The 19,137-nt window shown below is 70.4% G+C and carries 15 protein-coding genes and 1 tRNA gene; 8 read left to right on the forward strand and 8 right to left on the reverse strand.

Annotation, left to right across the window (positions count from 1 at the left end):
- Positions 1 to 107 precede the first annotated feature (107 nt).
- Positions 108 to 1,385 (reverse strand): M6 family metalloprotease domain-containing protein, encoded by a 1,278-nt coding sequence (locus ACI2LP_RS07435; RefSeq protein WP_404723759.1) that lies wholly within the window; start codon positions 1,383 to 1,385, stop codon positions 108 to 110.
- Positions 1,386 to 1,707: 322 nt separating this feature from the next.
- Here ACI2LP_RS07435 and ACI2LP_RS07440 point away from each other — a divergent pair, with 322 nt between their 5' ends.
- The gene (locus tag ACI2LP_RS07440; protein ID WP_404723570.1) at positions 1,708 to 3,522 is read left to right on the forward strand and encodes a putative bifunctional diguanylate cyclase/phosphodiesterase; all 1,815 of its coding nucleotides are present in this window, start codon (positions 1,708 to 1,710) and stop codon (positions 3,520 to 3,522) included.
- A 339-nt stretch (positions 3,523 to 3,861) separates the two neighbouring features.
- On the opposite strand, the gene ACI2LP_RS07445 is transcribed toward ACI2LP_RS07440, so the two are convergent.
- From ACI2LP_RS07445 to ACI2LP_RS07460, 4 genes are all read right to left on the reverse strand, one after another.
- Positions 3,862 to 5,571, reverse strand: coding sequence for a glycosyl hydrolase family 18 protein (locus tag ACI2LP_RS07445; protein ID WP_404723571.1), 1,710 nt, complete (start codon positions 5,569 to 5,571; stop codon positions 3,862 to 3,864).
- A 230-nt stretch (positions 5,572 to 5,801) separates the two neighbouring features.
- Positions 5,802 to 6,899, reverse strand: coding sequence for an LLM class flavin-dependent oxidoreductase (locus ACI2LP_RS07450; RefSeq protein WP_404723572.1), 1,098 nt, complete (start codon positions 6,897 to 6,899; stop codon positions 5,802 to 5,804).
- A gap of 62 nt (positions 6,900 to 6,961) precedes the next feature.
- A complete protein-coding gene (locus ACI2LP_RS07455) occupies positions 6,962 to 7,708 on the reverse strand; it encodes a decarboxylase (RefSeq protein WP_404723573.1) in 747 nt (248 codons plus the stop codon).
- Positions 7,705 to 8,523, reverse strand: a complete 819-nt coding sequence (locus ACI2LP_RS07460) for a decarboxylase (RefSeq protein ID WP_404723574.1) — start codon at positions 8,521 to 8,523, stop codon at positions 7,705 to 7,707. The genes ACI2LP_RS07455 and ACI2LP_RS07460 overlap by 4 nt, the downstream gene beginning before the upstream one ends.
- Positions 8,524 to 8,732: 209 nt before the next feature.
- On the opposite strand from ACI2LP_RS07460, the gene ACI2LP_RS07465 reads away from it, so the two are divergent.
- Both ACI2LP_RS07465 and ACI2LP_RS07470 read left to right on the forward strand, forming a co-directional pair.
- Positions 8,733 to 9,695, forward strand: a complete 963-nt coding sequence (locus ACI2LP_RS07465; protein WP_404723575.1) for a D-2-hydroxyacid dehydrogenase — start codon at positions 8,733 to 8,735, stop codon at positions 9,693 to 9,695.
- Positions 9,676 to 11,088 carry an amidase gene (locus ACI2LP_RS07470; RefSeq protein ID WP_404723576.1) on the forward strand — a complete coding sequence of 471 codons (1,413 nt, stop codon included), beginning with the start codon at positions 9,676 to 9,678 and terminating at the stop codon, positions 11,086 to 11,088. The genes ACI2LP_RS07465 and ACI2LP_RS07470 overlap by 20 nt, the downstream gene beginning before the upstream one ends.
- Positions 11,089 to 11,249: 161 nt before the next feature.
- Here ACI2LP_RS07470 and ACI2LP_RS07475 read toward each other — a convergent pair whose 3' ends face one another.
- The gene (locus ACI2LP_RS07475) at positions 11,250 to 11,750 is read right to left on the reverse strand and encodes a DUF3830 family protein (protein WP_360872538.1); all 501 of its coding nucleotides are present in this window, start codon (positions 11,748 to 11,750) and stop codon (positions 11,250 to 11,252) included.
- Between the two features lie 42 nt (positions 11,751 to 11,792).
- Between ACI2LP_RS07475 and ehuB the strand changes: the two genes are divergently transcribed.
- The 5 genes from ehuB to ACI2LP_RS07500 all read left to right on the forward strand — a co-directional run bounded on the left by ehuB (position 11,793) and on the right by ACI2LP_RS07500 (position 15,693).
- Entirely contained in the window at positions 11,793 to 12,674 is an 882-nt protein-coding gene (ehuB, locus tag ACI2LP_RS07480; RefSeq protein ID WP_404723577.1) for an ectoine/hydroxyectoine ABC transporter substrate-binding protein EhuB, read from the forward strand.
- Positions 12,671 to 13,345, forward strand: a complete 675-nt coding sequence (ehuC, locus tag ACI2LP_RS07485) for an ectoine/hydroxyectoine ABC transporter permease subunit EhuC (RefSeq protein ID WP_404723578.1) — start codon at positions 12,671 to 12,673, stop codon at positions 13,343 to 13,345. The genes ehuB and ehuC overlap by 4 nt, the downstream gene beginning before the upstream one ends.
- Positions 13,342 to 13,992 (forward strand): ectoine/hydroxyectoine ABC transporter permease subunit EhuD, encoded by a 651-nt coding sequence (gene ehuD, locus ACI2LP_RS07490; protein WP_404723579.1) that lies wholly within the window; start codon positions 13,342 to 13,344, stop codon positions 13,990 to 13,992. The genes ehuC and ehuD overlap by 4 nt, the downstream gene beginning before the upstream one ends.
- Complete coding sequence (ehuA, locus tag ACI2LP_RS07495) at positions 13,982 to 14,767, forward strand: ectoine/hydroxyectoine ABC transporter ATP-binding protein EhuA (RefSeq protein WP_404723580.1); 786 nt, start codon at positions 13,982 to 13,984, stop codon at positions 14,765 to 14,767. Before ehuD ends, ehuA begins: the two co-directional genes overlap by 11 nt.
- Before the next feature lie 167 nt (positions 14,768 to 14,934).
- Positions 14,935 to 15,693, forward strand: a complete 759-nt coding sequence (locus ACI2LP_RS07500) for an IclR family transcriptional regulator (RefSeq protein WP_404723581.1) — start codon at positions 14,935 to 14,937, stop codon at positions 15,691 to 15,693.
- Positions 15,694 to 15,833: 140 nt separating this feature from the next.
- Here the strand turns inward: ACI2LP_RS07500 and ACI2LP_RS07505 are convergent.
- Positions 15,834 to 15,907: transfer RNA gene (locus ACI2LP_RS07505), tRNA-Lys, on the reverse strand.
- 51 nt (positions 15,908 to 15,958) lie between these two features.
- Entirely contained in the window at positions 15,959 to 19,090 is a 3,132-nt protein-coding gene (locus ACI2LP_RS07510; protein WP_404723582.1) for an amidohydrolase family protein, read from the reverse strand.
- Positions 19,091 to 19,137 lie beyond the last annotated feature (47 nt).

Below are 19,137 nucleotides of genomic sequence, written 5' to 3' on the forward strand. Positions count from 1 at the left end.
GAACCCGGGGACCGCGGGCCGGGATCCCCGAACCCGGGACCGCAAGCCAGGAGCCCCGTCGGCGCCGGCGCCAGGAGCGCGACCGCGCTCGCGGGTCGGCGCGCCGGCTACGCCGTCGTGATCTTGACCGTCCACGCGCCCGACCTCGTACGGTCCGCCACCTCCACCCTCGTCCGCTCCCCCGGTGTCCCCGGCATCGTGAACGTCTCGCCGACCCCCAGCGGCGCATCCGCCAGCGGCGCGTACACCGACTGGTCCCAGCACGCCGCCGTGTCCGGGTGGGTGTCGACCACCTCGATGGGACCGCCGCCCGAGGCCGTCTCCGCCTGCACGCGGTAGAGCAGCAGCCCCTCCGTACAGGTCGTCTCGTCATTGCCTGTCGCCCCGCGCGCCTCGATCGCCAGCGCCGTGTCCTCGCCCGTCCTGACGACCGCGAGCCGCGTGCCGAGGCTTCCGCCCGGGGCCGGCGCGGCCGCCAGCGGCTCCAGGGTGATCAGCTCGGACTTCGTCACGCACCGCACGGCCCGCCCGTCCAGCCAGCCCAGCTTCCACTTGTGCCAGCCGAAGAAGTCCGGGGCCAGTCCGAACTGGCTGCCCATCACATCCCAGTCGCCGACATATGTGTCCCAGTCGCCCTTGCCGTCCGTCGGCCGGTGGTAGAGGTCCGGCAGGTCGAAGACATGCCCGGTCTCGTGCGCCAGCACATTGCGGTCCGGCGGATGCTGCTCGAAGACGGTGACGACCCGCTTGATCTCGGTGCCGTCGGCGGACAGCGGCTGTTCCAGGTTGACGACCTTCGTCGCGTCGGAGTCGACGCCGGGCGCATCCGGGTCGGCGACCAGGTAGACGATGTCGTAGCGGGAGAAGTCAACCGTCGGATCGGCCGCCGCGATCGCGTCGCGCAGATACGCGCTGCGCTGCCCCGAGTCCCAGTCCCGCTTTATCCCGTACGCCGTCGAGGCCTTCGGCATCGTCACCCACCGGTGCTGCGGATGCGGACGCAGAGCGAACTTCCCGTAGGAGGCGCGCGAGTAGAAGTCGCTGGTGGCGGGGAAGTGGTCGGCCGCGATCTCGGCCGGCGCATTCACCGGCACATGGTCCGGGAACGAGACGAAGACCATGACCGCGTCGAGGTCCCTGGACGGGCGCGGGTACGCGGCGTCCCAGGTGTCCAGGCCGAGGGAGTGGTGCGCGGAGGTGCGGGACAGCGCGCACGAGGCAGCCGAGGTCTTGGCCACCGCGGGCCCCGCCACCAAGGACGTGGCGGCGAGCGCCATGAGGGAGGTGAGGGCGGCGGCGGCGCTGCGCAGGCGCGCACGTTCCACTCCCCCGGGTGTTCCCTCGGACGACTGCTGACCCTCCACGTGGACCTCCGGCGACGGAATGGGGGACACCTCAACCACCCTGTTCCGGTTTCCGGTGGTATGCCCTGTTCCGCTGCCCCACCCGGGTGACCGACCCGACACCGGCCCGCGACTCGCCGACACTCCGATGGCTCACGGAACGTCACATTCGGTCAGCATGGATCCAGCACGGTTCCGACCTGTGCAGAAACGATCGACCGAAGGCTGCGCGGGGCTCGTCCCGGCGGCTTGTCGCTGGAACGGCCCAGAGGCAGCCTCTATGATCGGCACACTTTCCCCGATTTCTACTTCCCGACCACATCGGTACGACTGTGTACGACACAACCCCACTGCGGGAGCGACGGTGAGCGGAACCTCCGAAGGAACAGGGCCCGCGGGAGTCGCCGTCCCCGGCCGCACGCGGTCTCCGGTCACGGAGCGTCACAACGCCGGCCGGGCCGTCGCCGAACTGCGTGACTACCGCGCCGCGTTCAATGCCGCGCAACTGGCGATGGCGGTCGTGGACCACGACGGCCTCGTCGTCAGCGCGAACGCGGCCCTCGCGGCGCTGCTGGGCACTGCGCCCGCGGAGGTGGCGCAGCAGTACGCGGCGGATCTGGTCGACCTCGGGTCGGACCGCCGCACCTGGCACGCGTACCGCGAGGTGCTGCGCGGCCGCCGCTCCCGGTTCCGCTGTACGCGGCGGCTCAAGCACCAGGACGGGCGGACGCTGTGGGCGGAGGTCACGGTCGCCCCGGTGCCCGACAGCCGCAATGTGCTCCTCTCCATCGCGGACGTCAGCGACCGGCGCGAGCTGCATGCGCGGCTGCGGCATCTCCAGATGCACGACCCGGTGACACGGCTGCCCAACCGTGCGCTGTTCTTCGAGCGGCTGTCGGCGGCGCTCGAGTCGTCGGCGTACGAACGGGGCTCGACCGGGCGGATCGGGCTGTGCTACCTCGATCTCGACGGCTTCAAGGCGGTCAACGACACGCTCGGGCACCGGGTCGGCGACCGGCTGCTCGCGGCGGTGGCCGCCCGGCTCACCACGTGCGCGGACGGCGACGGCTTCACCCGCAGCGGCGGCCATCTGGTGGCGCGGCTCGGCGGTGACGAGTTCGCCATCCTCGTCGAGGACTCCACCGGCACGGAGCAGCTGGCCGATCTGGCGCGCTCCGTGCTGGCCGCACTTCAGCAGCCGTTCGACCTGGTGGGGCAGCGCCTTTCGGTCTCGGCGTCGATCGGCGTGGTGGAACGTGCGGTGGCGGGGACGACCGCCACCGCCCTGATGCAGGCCGCGGACACGACGCTGTACTGGGCGAAGGCGGACGGCAAGGCCCGCTGGACCCTCTTCGACCCCGAGCGCAACGCGCACCGGATGACCCGGCAGGCGCTCTCCTCGATGCTGCGACCGGCCGTGGAGCGCGGGGAGTTCGCGCTGGAGTACCAGCCGCTGGTGGGGATGGCGGACGGGGTGACGCGGGGCGTGGAGGCACTGGTGCGCTGGAACCACCCGCAGTTCGGGACGCTGGCGCCGAATCGTTTTATCGGAATTGCTGAGGAAGACGGTTCGATCGTTCAGCTGGGCCAGTGGGTGCTGCGCACGGCGTGCCGCCAGGCTGCACAGTGGCAGAAGGACCACCCGCAGGCCCTGCCGCTGTTCGTGAGCGTCAATGTGGCAGTACGCCAGGTCTGGGACTCCGACCTGGTGGCGGACGTGGCGGAGATCCTGGCGGAGACGGGACTCGCGCCGCATCTGCTGCAGCTCGAGCTGACCGAGTCGGCGGTGATGGGCTCGGCGGGCCGGCCGCTGCAGGCGCTTCAGGCGCTCAGCGACATGGGCGTGCAGATCGCGATCGACGACTTCGGGACGGGTTACTCGAACCTGGCGTATCTGAGCCGGCTTCCGGTGTCCGTACTGAAACTCGACGGATCGTTTGTCCGCGGCTTCCAGGACGAGGCGCACCCGAACCCGGCGGACGAGACGATCGTCGAGGCGATGGTCCAACTGGCCCACCGGCTGGGCCTGACGGTCACGGCGGAATGCGTCGAAACGGCGGGCCAGGCGTCGCGGCTGCGGCGGATCGGCTGCGACACGGGGCAGGGGTGGCTGTACTCGCGCGCGGTGGCGCCGGAGCGGATCGCGGAGCTGCTCGGGGTGGGCGCGGCGGCGGTCTGAGGGCGGCGGAGTTGGAACCGCCCCCGGCCGGAAGGGGCGGCTTCCGGGCGGGGGCGGGGGTTGTGGGGGGCGGGGTGCCTTTTTCTGGGGGCCGGGCTGCGGGCCGCCTGCGGCGGGCTTGTTCCCCTACCCGCCTCTTCCCGTAACTGAGGCTTCGCCCCAGACCCCCGGACGCCCTTCGGGCGTGTCCTCAATCGCCGGACGGGCTTGATATGCCCGGGCATATCAAGCCCCGCCGGCGATTGAGGCGCTGGGGGTCCCCCCACGCCCGCAGGGCGTAGGGGGCGGGTTCGGGGGCGGAGCCCCCGCACGGGGTCCGGGCGCGGAGCCCCGGTTAGATCAGCACGCGCCCTGGTCGCGCCAGACGCCCCATTCGCCCGTCGTGCCCGGCTCTTCGCCCTGCGTCCACCACTGGGCCTTCCAGGTGTGGCCCTTGTGCGAGACCAGGCCACCGCCCGTGTAGACCGCCGTGCTGGACCAGGCCGCCGCCGTGCAGCCGGTCTGCGGAGTGCTCGGGGAGGGAGACGGGGTCGGGTTCGAGGGCGACGGCGTCGGGCTGGACGGGGACGGCGTCGGGTCCGGGGTGGTGGGAGAGCTGCCGACCGCCGTCACGATGTCGTTGAACAGCGTCGCGTTCGCATCCAGGCCCAGCAGCGAGTACATCATCGCGCCCGCCAGGCCCCTGTTGTGCGCATAGTCCGCACGGGCCTGGATCGCGCGCTTGTCGAGGCCCGTGAAGAACTCGCCGTCCTTGTAGAAGTACGAAGCCTTCGCCTCGTCGTCCCAGAACGTCGTCGCCGCGTTGTCGACGATCCCGCCGAGCTCCTTGTAGTGCGCGATACCCGCCTGCTGGCTGACCGGACGGGCCGCCGACGCGCCGGTCGCGGACTGCGCGAGGCCGTTCTTGGCGCCCGCCGGGACACCCTTCCAGCCGCGGTAGTAGAACTCGTACCCGAGCGTCAGCTTGTTCGCCGGGAAGCCGCCCGCGATGCCGTACGCCGTGTTCCCGTCGAGCCAGGAGTCGATCGCGTTGTCGATCGAGTACTTCTGCGTGCCCGGGGCGATCACATCCGTCGGGTCGGACGCCGGCGAGTACAGCGGCGACTGGTGGTACGTCGGACCGTCCGCGTCCCAGGCGCCGTGCATGTCGTACGTCATGATGTTCGCGTAGTCGAGATACGCGCCGATCTTGTCGGTCTCGATGTTCTTGATCTTGTCCTGGCCGGCCGGCAGCGCCGCCGTCAGCAGGTACTTCTTGCCGCCGTGCGCCGTGCCGTACTCGTCCAGCTGCTTGCGGAACTCCGCGAGCAGCAGCGTGAAGTTGGCCTTGTCCTCGGGTCCGTAGTGGTTGCCGAGGTGGCCGCCCGCCGAGCCCGGGTACTCCCAGTCGATGTCGATGCCGTCGAAGATGCCGGCCGCCGTGCCCGCGCCACCGAAGCCGCCCTCGACCGGCAGGTCACCGGCGATGTACTGCTTGACGCAGGAGGCCACGAACTTCTTGCGGCTCGCGTCCGTCAGCGCCGCGTCGTGGAAGTACTTGGAGTACGTCCAGCCGCCCAGCGAGATATTGATCTTGAGCTTGGGGTACTTCGCCTTCAGCTCCTTGAACTGGTTGAAGACGCCCACGATCGGCTGGTTCCAGGTGTCGGCCACGCCGTCGACGCTGTCCGCCGCCGCGAAGGACTTCTGGTAGTCGGCGTACGAATCGCCCGCGCCGTCACCGGCGTTGGGGTTGGCGTCGTCACCTGCCGCCTTGTTCGCCTCGAAGCAGGTCAGGTCCGTGGGGTGGATGTTCCCGAACGAGTAGTTGAGGACATCGAGCTTGCCCGCGATGCCGCGGGTGTCCAGGTGCTTGGGGTAGAAGGCGTTGCCGTACACGCTCCACTGGTCGTAGTACGCGATCTTCACCCCGCCGGTGGACGCGGCGGCGGTCGTGACATCGTCGCGGGCGGCTGCGTCGGCGGTGCCGAGACCGGTGAAACCGGCCAGGGCGCCTGCGGCGAGTGCCGCGGTCGTCAGGGCCGCGAGCAAGGGTTTACGGGAGCGCACGGTCTTCCTCCGAGGGGCTGTGTAGCGGAAGTTGAAGAAGAAAACGAAGCGGGTGGGAGAAAGAGATAGCGATCCGGCCAACGCCGCGTCAATGGTCTGGACAAAACAAGGACTAGACCAATTTTCGCGAGAAACCGCTTGTCAGGGACGTGCACCCCCAACGCAGAACCGCCCGCCACCATCGGTGACGAGCGGTTTAAGCCTCGGTTAAGGAGCCGCGGACGGACGGTTCACGAACGAACCGCGCCACCCGGCAAGTCGTACGCATCCGCGACCAGTTCATAGCTGCGCAGCCGCGCGTCGCCGCCGTGCGCATTGGCCGTGAGCATCAACTCGTCCGCACCGGTGCGCTTCTGGAGGTCGTCGAGCCCGGTGCGCACGGCGTCCGGTGTGCCGTGAACGACATTGCTCAGCCAGCTTTCCACGAACTCCCGCTCCAGAGGGCTGAATTGGTACGCCTCGGCCTCATCGGGCGTGGGGATGAGCCCGGGGCGGCCGGTGCGCAGCCGCAGCATGGAGAGCGCGCCCGTCAGCACCTCGCGACGGGCTTCGCGTTCCTCGTCGGCGGCCAGCGCCGAGACGCCGATCAGCGCGTACGGGGCGTCGAGCACCGCGGACGGGCGGAAGGACTCGCGGTAGAGGTCGAGCGCCGGGATGGTGTTCTGCGCCGAGAAGTGGTGGGCGAAGGCGAAGGGCAGCCCGAGTACTCCCGCCAGCCGGGCGCTGAAGCCGGAGGAGCCGAGCAGCCAGATGGGCGGGCGGGCCGAGGGACCCTGGACCGGGCCGGGGACGGCGTGGATGCGGCCGTACGGATGCCCGTCGGGGAAATCGTCGTCAAGGAAGCGGGTCAGCTCGGCGAGCTGCTGCGGAAAGTCGTCCGCGCCCTCTCTCCCGGCCTCCGGCATGGGGGACCCCAGTCGGTCCGTCCGCCGCAGGGCCGCGGCGGTCGCCCCGTCCGTGCCCGGCGCGCGGCCGAGGCCCAGGTCGACCCGGCCCGGGGCCAGGGCCTCCAGCGTGCCGAACTGCTCGGCGATGACCAGCGGCGCGTGGTTGGGAAGCATCACACCGCCCGAGCCGAGGCGGATGCGTTCGGTGTGCGCGGCGAGGTGGGCGAGGATCACGGCCGGGGACGAGGAGGCGACGCCCGGCATCGAGTGGTGCTCGGCGACCCAGTGGCGGTGGAAGCCGCGGCTCTCGGCGAGCCTGGCGATGTCCACGCTGGTGCGCAGGGCGTCGGTGGCGGTGCGGCCGACGCCTACGGTGACCAGGTCCAGTACCGACAGCGGTACGGGTGCGGTTCCGGTCGCCGTGCCTCGTATCTCGTCCACGGATGGGCCCTCCTGCGCATGAAGTTACGTATGGCAGAAGCCAACAGGAGGGCATCTCCGCTTTATTCCCCGCCGGCCGCCATCCAGTCCGGCTTCCGGAAGAGAGTGCCGAGCTTCGGGCCGTACACCCACGCCCTGCGCTGCGCGAGGCGCAGCCCCTCCCACACCGTGACCTGGTTCGCCGTGAGGACCGGCTTGCCCAGCGCCTCCTCCAGCTCCGCCAGGTACGCCGCGGTGTGCAGCGCCGTGTCGGGCAGCAGTACCACCTCCGCGTCCGGATGGTCACCCGCGCGCGCCAGCTCGAGCACCTCGTCGCGACCCCAGGTGCCGACCTCGGCCGCCGTGATGACTCCGCTCGCGCGGTCCGCGACCACCTCGGCCCCGGACGCCTTGAGGAAGGCGGTGAACAGCGCCGTGACGTCCTCCGGATAGGTCGCGGCGACCGCCACGCGCACCGCGCCCAGCGCCCGTACCGCATGGGCGAAGCCGAAGGACGTACTCGACGCGGGCAGGCCCGCGGCCAGGGCCAGCGCGCGGATCTGCTCGTGCGCACCCTCCCAGCCGTACACGAAACTGCCGCTGGTGCACGCCCACACCACCGACTCCGCACCCTCCAGCCGGAGCTCCTCCAGACCCGCGGCAAGCCGCTCGGCCGACCCCATCTCCAGCAGCGCGTCGACACGGTGGGCGTCCTCGCCGATGTCGGTGTGGACGACGGGCAGTCTGATGTCGCTGTCGAGCAGCACCTCGAACCGGGGGTAGTCGTCCTCGGCGGAGTGCCCGGGGTAGAGAAGTCCGACCGTGGTCATGTCCAGCCTTCCTGTTCTTCGGGCTGAGGGGGATGCGACGGCGAGGCGGACTCGACGGGAGGCGCTGCGGGCTCGGTGGACTCCGGCTGCAGCAGCAGCCCCTGATAGGGACCTACGGCGTGCACCCCGATCCGGCGCAGCGCCGACCACATCGTCACCTGGTTCGCGGAGAGCACCGGCATCCTCAGTTCGGCCTCCAGCTGCGGGATCGCGTCGTACGTCGGCAGATTGGTGCAGCTGATGAAGAGCGCGTCGGCCGCACCCACCACCGCCTGCCGCGCCATGTCCACGACCGACCGGTACGGCACCTTCCAGATGTGCCGGGTCAGCCCCAGAAAAGCGCGACCCGTGACCGTTACCCCAGCTTCTCCCAGATACTCCTCCAATGCCTGGGTGACCGACTCCGTATAGGGGGTGACCAGGGCGATACGCGCGGCGCCCAGCTCGTCGAGTGCTTCGAGCAGGGCGCCGGACGTGGTCAGCGAAGGCACTTCGCCGGCCGCGCTCATCGCCTCGCACATCGCCCGCTCCCCGGCGAGACCGCCGACGAAACTGCCCGATGTACAGGCGTACGCGAGGACCTCCGGCTCGGACACGCTGAGCGCCTGGACGGCCTCGCGCAGCGTCTCGTGCTCGCTCACCAGGCGGGCCAGGTCGAGCGAGACCTCAACGGGCACATAGGGCGTACGCGTCAAGCGCAGTGAGACATCGTCGGGGACCCATCGCCACAGCTCACGGTCCAGCGCGAAGTCGAACGGGGCGACCACGCCGATACCCCGCTGGGGTTGTGGACCGCCGAGAAAGGAGACATCCATCGCAGGCCCCCTAAAGGTCCTGTCCGGCCGATCTTGCCGGGCTCGCATGCCCTGGCACGGCACCTCGCTGCGTTGCACCACGCCAGACCCCGCTCGCTGATCCGGCCTGATCGGCCGGACAGGACCTGATGCGTTGTTGACGACGTTAGGTTCGGGTGCGAGCGTGGTCAATCCGTACATGTCAGACGTTACGAAACGGCTTCCGCTCCATGTCCGAACCCACCCTTCTCGTACTGGCCGCCGACCCTCCTCCCCGCCTCGGACGGCTTGCCGGGCGGGTCCGCGTCCAATACGCCGACGAGCGGACGCTCGCCGACCGACTCCCGTACGCAGACGCCCTGTTGGTGTGGGACTTCACCTCCGACGCGGTACGGGCCGCCTGGCCCGGCGAGGGTCCGCGGCCCCGCTGGGTGCACACCCCGAGCGCCGGGGTCGACCGGCTGCTCTGCCCCGAGCTGATCGCCTCCGACACCGTGGTCACCAACGCCCGCGGAATCTTCGAGGAGCCGATCGCCGAGTATGTCGCCGGTCTTGTGCTGGCGATGGCGAAGGACCTCCCCGGGACCCTCGAACTGCAGCGTCAGCGGCGCTGGCGGCACCGTGAGGGCCTGCGCGTCGCGGGCACCCGCGCGGCGGTGGTGGGCGCGGGCCCGATCGGCCGGGCCGTGGCCCACACGCTGGAGGCGCTGGGCGTCACCGTCGCCGTCGTGGGCCGCACCGAACGCTTGGGGATCCATGGCGAGAAGGACCTCGATCCGCTGCTCGCCCGTGCCGCCTGGGTCGTGTGCGCGGCGCCGCTCACCGATGACACGCGCGGCATGTTCGACGCCCGGCGCTTCGCGCTGATGCAGCCGTCGGCCCGGTTCATCAATGTGGGGCGCGGGCCGCTGGTCGTCGAGGACGATCTGGTCTCCGCGCTGAACCGGCGGGTGATCGCGGGTGCGGCCCTCGATGTGTTCAGCTCCGAGCCGCTCGCGCCCGACAGCCCGCTCTGGGACGTTCCGGGGCTGATCGTCTCGCCGCACATGAGCGGCGACACGGTCGGCTGGCGCGACCGGCTGGGCGAGCAGTTCGTCGAGTTGTACGAGCTGTGGGAGGCCGGAAAGCCGTTCCCGAACGTGGTCGACAAGAAACGTGGGTACGTCCCCAGTCATGACTGCTCCGCTGACTGACCTCACCGCCCTGACCGCACGTCAACTGCTGGCCGGCTACCGGAGAGGCGACTTCTCCCCAATCGACGCGACCCGCGCGGCGCTGGAGCGGATCGAGGCGGTGCAGCCTCTGGTCAACGCCTTCGTCCGGGTCGACGCCGATGCGGCGCTGGCCCAGGCGCAGGCCTCCGCCGGGCGCTGGCACCGGGGGGAGCCGCAGGGGCTGCTCGACGGCGTGCCGGTCACCGTCAAGGATCTGCTGCTGCAGCGGGGCGGGCCGACCCTGCGCGGCTCCAGGACTGTTCACGCGGAGGGGAGTTGGGACGAGGATGCGCCCTCCGTCGGGCGGCTGCGGGCGCACGGCGCGGTCTTCCTCGGCAAGACGACGACTCCCGAGTTCGGCTGGAAGGGCGTCACCGACTCCCCGCGGCACGGGGTGACGGGCAATCCGTACGACCCGGCGCGGACGGCCGGCGGCTCCAGCGGCGGCAGTGCCGCGGCGGTGGCGCTCGGCGCGGGCCCGCTGTCGCTCGGCACGGACGGCGGCGGCTCGGTCCGCATCCCCGCGTCCTTCTGCGGGATCTTCGCGCTGAAGCCGACGTACGGGCGCGTGCCGCTGTATCCGTCCAGCCCCTTCGGAACGCTCTCGCACGTGGGGCCGATGACGCGGGACGCCGCGGACGCAGCGCTGCTGCTGGATGTGATCAGCGGCGAGGACTGGCGGGACTGGTCGCATCTGGGCCCGGCGGACGGGGTGCGCGGCACGCTCACCGAGGGCGTGAAGGGGCTGCGGATCGCCTACTCGCCGTCCCTGGGCGGCCAGGTGGCGGTGCGCCCGGCGGTCGCGTCGGCGGTACGGCGGGCGGTGGGGGCGCTCGCCGGACTCGGCGCGTACATCGAGGAGTCCGACCCGGATATCGCCGACCCTGTGGAGGCCTTCCACACCCTGTGGTTCAGCGGCGCGGCCCGGCTGCTGCAGCCGCTGGGCGCCCGGCAGCGCGAGGAACTGGACCCCGGTCTGCGCGAGATCGCCGGGCGCGGCGCGCGGTACAGCGCGCTGGAGTATCTGGCGGCCGTGGACGTCCGGATGGCGCTGGGCCGGCGGATGGGCCGCTTCCACACTTCGTACGACCTGCTGGTCACCCCCACCCTGCCGATCACGGCCTTCGAGGCGGGGGCGGAGGTCCCGGCGGGCTCGGGACACCGCCGCTGGACCGGGTGGACGCCGTTCACGTACCCCTTCAACATGACCCAGCAGCCCGCGGCGACGGTGCCGTGCGGGGTCGACGAGGACGGGCTGCCGATCGGGGTCCAGCTGATCGGGGCGCGGCACGCGGACGGGCTGGTGCTGCGGGCGGCGCATGCGCTGTACGAGTCGGGCGCGACGACGATCCCGACGCCCACGGTCGGGTAACCCGGGGGTCCGCCCCGGACCCGAGACGCCGTTCGGCGTGTCCTCAATCGCCGGACGGGCTTGGCATGCCCGGGCAAATCAAGCACCGCCGGCGATTGAGGGGTGGGGGTCCCCCCACGCCCGCAGGGCGTAGGGGGAGGGTCCGGGGCGGAGCCCCGTTCCTACGCTCGGCGGAACGAAAGCGTCTCGCCCCGCGCACCCGCCCGCCAAAGGTCCTGGCACGCCTCCGCCATCCCGTCCAGCCCCTCCACCACCGTCCCCCACACAATCCCCGGCACCCACCCCGTATCCCCGTTCAGCAGCAGGTTGTTGCGCTCATAGAAGAGGGCGAGGTCGACGACCGTCGAGCGGCCGTGGTGCGCGGCCTGCTCGCCGTAGCCGTACGACGCCGTGCCCAGCTGCACGTCGGAGAAGGTGAAGTAGCAGAGGTCGCCCGGAATGGGTGTCACCGTCGGGTTCTCCAGCGGCGGTTCCTGCTCGGCGAAGGCCGAGAACAGAGCATAGATCTCATTTCGGGCGTACTTGGCGTGGTACACGTCCCCGGCCAGGGGCAACGCGTCCCACACAGCTGCACAGGTCTGCGGCGCCTTGTCGTCGAGAAGCAGCGCGGTGCACCGCACGCCGCGCTTGTCGAGGGCTACGGTCACATATCGGTCGGCCATTTCGTACGCATACCCCGCAGGGACCCGGGTAGCCGCGCGCCCATGGCTCGTACGAGAGAGACACCATCGATTCGCAGACGCACACTGCTGCTCGGCAGCACGGCGGCCGGAGCGCTCGGGGCCGCGGCCGCGGCGGGCTGCAGCCGTGTGCCGTCCGGTGATGCGCTGGCCCGGTTGAGATCCGCACGCACGGTGCGCCTCGGCATCGCGGGCGAGGTGCCCTATGGATATGTCGATAATCAGGGTGAGTTCACCGGCGAGGCCCCTGAACTGGCCCGAGTGATCTTCAAGCGGCTCGGCATCGACCAGGTCCAGCCCGTCGCCACCGACTTCGCCTCGCTCATACCCGGGCTGAACTCCCAGCAGTTCGACGTCGTCTCGGCCGGGATGTACATCAACCAGGAGCGCTGCGAGCAGGTCGTCTTCGCCGACCCCGAGTACCAGATGCTCGACTCCTTCATCGTGCGCAAGGGCAATCCGAAGAATCTGCACACCTACGAGGACGTGGTGAAGGCGAAGGCGAAGTTCGCCACCGGCACCGGCTATGCGGAGATCGACTACGCGGTCGCCGCCGGCTACCCGGAGAAGGACATCGTCATCCTCCAGGACCAGGTGGCGGGGCTGAACGCCGTGGAGTCGGGCCGCGTCGACGTCTTCGCGGGTACCGCGCTCACCACCCGCGAGGTGGTCAAGAAGAGCCGGAAGGCCGAGGCGACCGAGCCGTTCGCGGCCGTCGTCGACGGCAAGAAGAAGATCGACGGCGGGGGCTTCGCCTTCCGCCCCACCGACACCGAGTTGCGCGACGCCTTCAACGTCGAGATCCACAAGATGAAGAAGAGCGGCGAACTCTTCCGCATTCTGCGGAAGTTCGGCTTCACGGAGAACGAGATGACCACGCTCACAGCCAAGGAGCTGTGCCGATGACAGCCGGACTCTGGCAGAACTGGGTACTCCCGGGCATCTGGATCACCGTTCAACTGCTGCTCTACAGCGCGGCGCTGGCCGGATTCGTCGCCTTCGCCGTCGGCATGGCCCGCACCCACCACTCGCGCGTCGTCCGCTTTCTGGCGGGCGCCTACACCGAGATCTTCCGCGGCACGTCCGCGCTGATCCTGATGTTCTGGCTGTTCTTCGTGCTGCCGCCGCTGCTGGGCTGGCAGCTGGTCCCGATGTGGGCCGCGGTGCTCGCACTGGGCCTGTCCTACGGCGCGTACGGCGCGGAGATCGTGCGCGGCGCACTGAACTCGGTGGCTCCGGCGCAGCGCGAGGCGGGGGTGGCCCTCAGCTTCACGCCCTGGCAGCGGATGCGGCTGATCCTGCTGCCGCAGGCCGTGCCGGAGATGATCCCGCCGTTCTGCAATCTGCTGGTCGAGCTTCTCAAGGGCACGGCTCTGGTGTCGCTGCTCGGAGTGGGCGACGTCTCCTTCGCGGCGTACCTGGTGCGGCTCGCGACCCAGGAGAGCGCGCAGATCTACACCATCAGCCTGGTCATCTACTTCGCGATCGCGTTCGTCATCACGCGCTCCATGAAGGCACTTGAGAAGAAGACCAAGACCAATATCGGGGTCGGGGCCCTGGGAGGTGGCGCGAAGTGAACTGGGACTGGTCCGCCGTCGCGGACTTCATGCCGCGCTTCTGGGACGGCGTGCTGGTCACGCTGGAGATCCTGGTGCTCGGCTCGCTGATCTCCTTCACGCTCGGCCTGGTCTGGGCGATCGGGTTCCGCGCGCCGACCCGTTTCGTACGGTGGCCGGTGAACGTCGTCACGGAGTTCATACGCACCACGCCCCTGCTGGTGCAGCTGTTCTTCCTGTACTTCGTACTGCCGGAGTGGGGCGTGCGGTTCTCGGCGCTGACCACCGGCACCATCGCGATCGGGGTGCACTACTCGACGTACACCGCACAGGTCTACCGGGCCGGCATCGAAGCCGTGCCGGCCGGTCAGTGGGAGGCGGCGACGGCGCTGAGCCTGCCCGCACACCGCACCTGGTTCGCGGTGATTTTGCCGCAGGCGGTCCGGCGCATCACGCCGGCGCTCGGCAACTACGTCATCGCGATGCTGAAGGACACACCACTGGTCGCCGCGATCGGCGTGCTGGAGATGCTGCAGCAGTCCCGGCTGGAGAGCGCCGCGACGTTCCAGTACACCGAGCCGCTGACCGTGATCGGTATCGCCTTCATCCTCATCGCCTATCCGGCTTCCCTTCTCGTACGAGCCCTGGAGCGCCGCCTTGTCCACTGACACCCAGCCCCCCGCCGATGCCAAGACCCCCGACGAGACCCACGAACTGATCCGCTTCGACAACGTCACCAAGCGCTTCGGTGACAACACCGTCCTCGACGACCTCTGCTTCTCGGTACGCCCGGGCAAGCATGTGACGCTGATCGGCCCGTCCGGCTCCGGCAAGACCACGATCCTGCGGCTGCTGATGACCCTGACGTCGCCCGACGAGGGCACGATCCAGGTGAACGGCAACCGGCTGTTTCCGGCCGCCGAGAAGGAGCGCCGCGAAGCGCGCAAGAAAATCGGCATGGTCTTCCAGCAGTTCAATCTGTTCCCCAACATGACTGCTCTGCGGAACATCACCGAGGCCCCGGTGCGGGTCCTCGGCATGTCCAAGGACGAGGCCGAGGAGCGAGCCAAGGAGCTCCTCGACCTGGTGGGCCTCGGCGACCGCCACGATGCCAGACCGACCCAGCTGTCGGGCGGCCAGCAGCAGCGGGTGGCCATCGCCCGCGCGCTGGCGATGCGGCCCCAGGTGCTGCTTCTCGACGAGGTCACGTCGGCACTGGACCCTGAACTGGTCGCCGGGGTGCTGGACGTGCTGCGGGACATCGCCCGCTCCACGGACATCACGATGCTGTGCGTCACGCACGAGATGAACTTCGCCCGGGACATCTCGGACGAGGTGCTGATGTTCGACTCCGGGAAGGTCATCGAGTCCGGATCTCCGGAAAAAATCTTCTCCGAGCCGGAGCACGAACGTACTCGCGAGTTCCTCAGTGCGGTGCTCTGACCACTTACTCCGAAGTATAAGTGTGACTCTGGCATATGCCATGAGGATGAGCCCCAGCGTATGACGCTGGGGCTCAGCATCATTCTCGCCAACAGCCGCCCCCGAAACCGCTCTTGGCGGCTATCGTGGTACGGAAGCTTGCGGTCACAACCTGGTAGGGGGAAACCGTGGCGCTGAAGCCTGAGCCCACCGCGCCGTTCCATTCGGTGCAATACGTCTTACGCGTCCTGGAGACGATCTCGAAGCACGGCGGCGGTGTCACCGACGCCCAGGTCGCACGCGAGACAGGGCTGCCGACCGGCCACCTGGCTCCCATGCTGGCGATGCTGCGCCGCGAGGGCTATGTGGAACAGGTCGCGGACGGCGCCTATGTGATCGGCGACTCTCTGATACTGCTCGGCTCGGGAGCCACCCGCCAGCAGGCGCTTCAGGCGAAACTCCAGGAGACGCTCACCGAGCTGCGCGACTCGGTCGGCGCTGCGGTGTACATCAGCCGTTATATCGACGGCGAGGTCAAGATCACGCAGTACGCGGACAGTCCGCACGCTCCCAAGGTCAATGAGTGGGTGGACTTCCGCTCGGCGGCGCACGCGAGCGCGGTCGGCAAGTGCCTGCTGACGCAGCTCGACGTCAATGGCCGCCGCGACCACCTTGCGCGCCACAAGATAGCCCGCCTCACCTCGCGCACGATCACCAGCGAGCGGCTGCTCTTCTCCAAGCTGGACGCGCAACCGCCGACGGTTCCGGTGCTGGACCTCCAGGAGTACGCGGTGGGCACGGTCTGCGCGGCGGTCCCGCTGACGGCGGGCTCGGCGGTGGGGTGCCTCGCGCTCTCCATGCCGGTCGAGCACGCCCACCGGCTGCGCTCGGCCGCGGACACGCTGAACCGCAGGGCCGCGCCGGTGGTGCTGTCGCTGGCGATCTAGGTCCTGTCCGGCCGCCGGCCCGACGGGTGGCCCGCCGGCCAGGGCTGCACGAAGGCGCGCGAAGGCACACCCAGGCACACCCAGGCACACCCAGGCGCACGAAAAAGCCCCTCGCTCTCGCGAAGGGCTTTTTCCGTCTGTGCGCCGCCAGGGACTCGAACCCCGGACCCGCTGATTAAGAGTCAGCTGCTCTAACCAACTGAGCTAGCGGCGCCTGCTGACGTCGTAAATAGTACCTGGTCCCCAGGGGTGCTCCGGCACAACCTCAGCCGCAGCAGCCGTCCCGGTGCATCAGCTCGCTCACGGCCGCCCAGTGCGGTTGGTCGACGACGACCGCCCGCGCGGAAGGGCGGCTGTACACCGCCTCCAGCGCCGCGCGGTCGTGGACCCGGCCCGCGATCAGGACGCGGCTCGTCCTGGCCAGATCGTCGAAGTCCGTGAACGGGTCGCCGTCCACGATCGTCAGGTCCGCCAGCTTGCCCGGCTCCACCGTGCCCAGGTCCCTCTCGGCGCCGAAGGCCCTCGCCGCGTTCGCCGTCGCCGTCAGCAGCGCCTCGGACGGGGAGAAGCCGTACGCGACCAGGGCGCGCAGAGCCAGATGGAGGTGGAGGCCGACCGGGGTGAGCGGGGTGTCCGTGCCGAGGGCGACGAGACCGCCCGCTGAGCTCACCGTGCGGAGGGTGTCGAACTCGCGGCGCAGCGCGAGGCGTTCGATGTCGGTGGCGGGCCTGCCCGCCCGGTCGCGGATCGCCAGGACGTCCCACGGCGGCATCATCGCGGTCACCCGCGGGTCCTCGACCAGTTCGGGGTTGTCCGCGAGCAGCGTGAACGCGGTGAACGGGGTCTCGATCAGACGGAAGCCGCCCCGCGCGTAGGTCTCGATCGTGTCCTGGTGGGTGAGGCCCCCGGCGGTCGCGCCATGGCCGTACTCCGCCCGTTCCGTCGCCACCAGGTGGGTGGTGAGGTCCTGGCCGGTCTGGATGCCCTGCGAGCACAGGTGCGAGCCGGAGCGTACGCCGAGCCGCTCATGGCCGAAGCGCGCGGCCTCCGCCATGATCCAGGCAGGGGCGCGTACGTATGTCTTGACGAAGTCCCAGTCCAGCGCGGCCCCTCGGGCGAGGGAACGCGCGAGCCCCCGAGGGGTGCGGTGCGCGCGGCCCATGCTGTACGCGACGCGGGAACCGTCAAGGAGCTCGCCGGTGGTCAGCAGGCGCGGCCCGTGGAGACGGCCGGCGGTGATGTCCTCGCGGAGCCTGGCCTGTTCGTAGGAGAAACCGGCGAGCGAGACGGTGGTGGTGATTCCGTAGGCGAGGGACACGGCTGTCTGGCGGGCGCCATAGGTGTACTGCCAGGGGTGGGTGTGCGTGTCCCACAGCCCGGGCAGGACCGTCTGCCCGGAGGCGTCGACGGTCCGTGCCGCGTGGCGGGCGGCGCGATGCGGTTCGACGGATGCGATACGGCCGTCCCGGATCAGCACATCCACGTCCTCGCGGGGCGCGGAGCCGGTCCCGTCCCAGAAGCGGCCCGCGTGGACGACCGTGTCCACGGCGGCCGGGCGGCGGTAGCCGAGCGCGACGGGGACCGTGCGCGTCCCGCCGTCCAGGTCTCTGAGCCGTAGCCGGGCACCCGACAGATACAGCAGCCTGCGCGAGTCGGCCGACCAGGTCGGATGGTCGGCCGGTTCATCGCTGAGGAGGCGCGGCTCGCCGTCGGGGGTGCCGTCGGGCCGGACCGGGAGCAGCCAGAGCGCGGACTCGCTGACGCAGGCCAGATGGCGGCCGTCCGGGGACCAGACGGGTCCGCTCGCATAGCGGTCGGAGAGCGAGACATGCGGCGCGAGCGGGTGGAGCACCGAGCTCCCGGTCGTGGTGTCGACGACGCGGATGAGGTTGTAGCCCTCGCGGAAGCGGAGGTTGAGACGGTTGCGGTCGCAGTAGGCCAGGTAGCGGCCGTCCGGCGACCAGCTGGGCCGCCCCGGCAGCCCGCCTCCGCCCAGGGGCGCGGCGAGCTGCTTCTCCTCACCGCTCGCGAGATCGCGTACGACGAGATTGCCGGCCATGTCGAGACAGCCGAGGCGGCCGCCGTCCGGGGAGAGCGAGGCATGGACCCGGCCGCCGGGGGCGAGCACCGTGTCCTTGCCGGTCGCCAGGTCGTGGCGGCGGACGGTGTTGAGAGTGCCGTCGCGGTCGTCGACGTACAGCAGCGCCTGGCCGTCGGCGGTCCAGGAGGGCCCCTGGAGGTACGTCGTGGGGGCGGCCTGCAGCACCTTGCGCGGCCGCACACCGCTCGAAGTGGGGCTGATCCAGAGGGCGTTGAGGGAGACGAAGGCGACCGAGCGACCGTCCGGGGAGAGCGCGGGGAGGTGGATGCCGCGCACCTGCCGGGTCCCGCGCGGCTCGAAGTCGTACCTCTTGGTGCGATAGCGCGGGCGGGCGACGGGGAGCGTGGCCGAGAAGCCGATCCGCTCGGCCGCCGTCTCCCGGTGCGGCCGCAGGAGTGTGAACCGGCCGTCGACCGTGAGCACCAGCCGCTCGTCGTCGATCCAGCGCGGGGGCGCGCCCGCGATCTCGCCGTCCACGGCTACGGGTTTCCCGTCCACGACGAGGACGACGTTCTCGTAACGCGTGGTCGAGCCGACGGCACGCAGCCAGGCCCGCCGCCCGGCCGGGGAGACGGCCGGTGTGAGCAGATTGCCGGGCTCGGTCTCGGAGTGCTCGACGGTGACGGGGCCGCCCGCGGCAGGGACGGCGGCGAGGGTGCGGGCCCTGAGAGTCGTGCCGTCGAGCGCGGCCCGTACGAACAGGATGCGGGCGCCGTCCGGGGACCAGACCGGGTCGTAGTCCTCGAAGGGCGTGCCCGGGGTCTCCTGTCCGGGCAGTCCGGTCAGCCGGGTGAGCGCTTTGCTGCGGACATCGACGGTCCAGATGCGGTACGGACTGCCCTTGACCGGGTCGCCACCCCGCTCGGAGGAGAACACGATGCGGGTGCCGTCCGGCGACCAGGCCGGGGCGCGGTCGTCCCAGGGGCCTTCGGTCAGCTGCCGCAGGCCGGAGCCGTCGAAGCCCATCGTCCAGATGTGGAACTGGCCACCCTTGAAGGCGGTCATCGCGACCCGGCGGCCGTCGGGCGAACAGACCGGGCGGCCGGGCTCCAGGTCGGGTGGGGTCAGCGCGGTGGCCGGTGAGCCGTCCGGCGGGATTGACCAGAGGACGTTCTGCACCTCGGCGATGAAACGGCCACCGGGGGCAGGGGTGGCGGCGCCGTTGGTGGCGGCGGTGAAGTGCAGAGCGACTTCGGCTGTGGGTGCAGCCACGGCCTGGGTGACGTCGAGCGTGCCCGCGGCTCCGGCCGCCAGCGCGGTCCCGGCGGCACTCTGCAGAAACTGTCGGCGCGGCATGGACGGCACGGCAGGCTCCCTGTATCGCCTTCTGTAACGGAAGCCTG

It is taken from the genome of Streptomyces sp. NPDC019890 (assembly GCF_044903445.1).
Classification (GTDB): domain Bacteria; phylum Actinomycetota; class Actinomycetes; order Streptomycetales; family Streptomycetaceae; genus Streptomyces.

Excerpts from the sequence above, each read along its gene's own strand:
- ehuB (WP_404723577.1), top strand. The coding sequence starts at position 11,793 with ATGGCTCGTACGAGAGAGACACCATCGATTCGCAGACGCACACTGCTG.
- ACI2LP_RS07470 (WP_404723576.1), top strand. The coding sequence starts at position 9,676 with ATGACTGCTCCGCTGACTGACCTCACCGCCCTGACCGCACGTCAACTG.
- ACI2LP_RS07455 (WP_404723573.1), bottom strand. The coding sequence starts at position 7,708 with ATGACCACGGTCGGACTTCTCTACCCCGGGCACTCCGCCGAGGACGAC.
- ACI2LP_RS07465 (WP_404723575.1), top strand. The coding sequence starts at position 8,733 with ATGTCCGAACCCACCCTTCTCGTACTGGCCGCCGACCCTCCTCCCCGC.
- ACI2LP_RS07460 (WP_404723574.1), bottom strand. The coding sequence starts at position 8,523 with ATGGATGTCTCCTTTCTCGGCGGTCCACAACCCCAGCGGGGTATCGGC.
- ACI2LP_RS07475 (WP_360872538.1), bottom strand. The coding sequence starts at position 11,750 with ATGGCCGACCGATATGTGACCGTAGCCCTCGACAAGCGCGGCGTGCGG.
- ACI2LP_RS07510 (WP_404723582.1), bottom strand. The coding sequence starts at position 19,090 with ATGCCGCGCCGACAGTTTCTGCAGAGTGCCGCCGGGACCGCGCTGGCG.
- ehuC (WP_404723578.1), top strand. The coding sequence starts at position 12,671 with ATGACAGCCGGACTCTGGCAGAACTGGGTACTCCCGGGCATCTGGATC.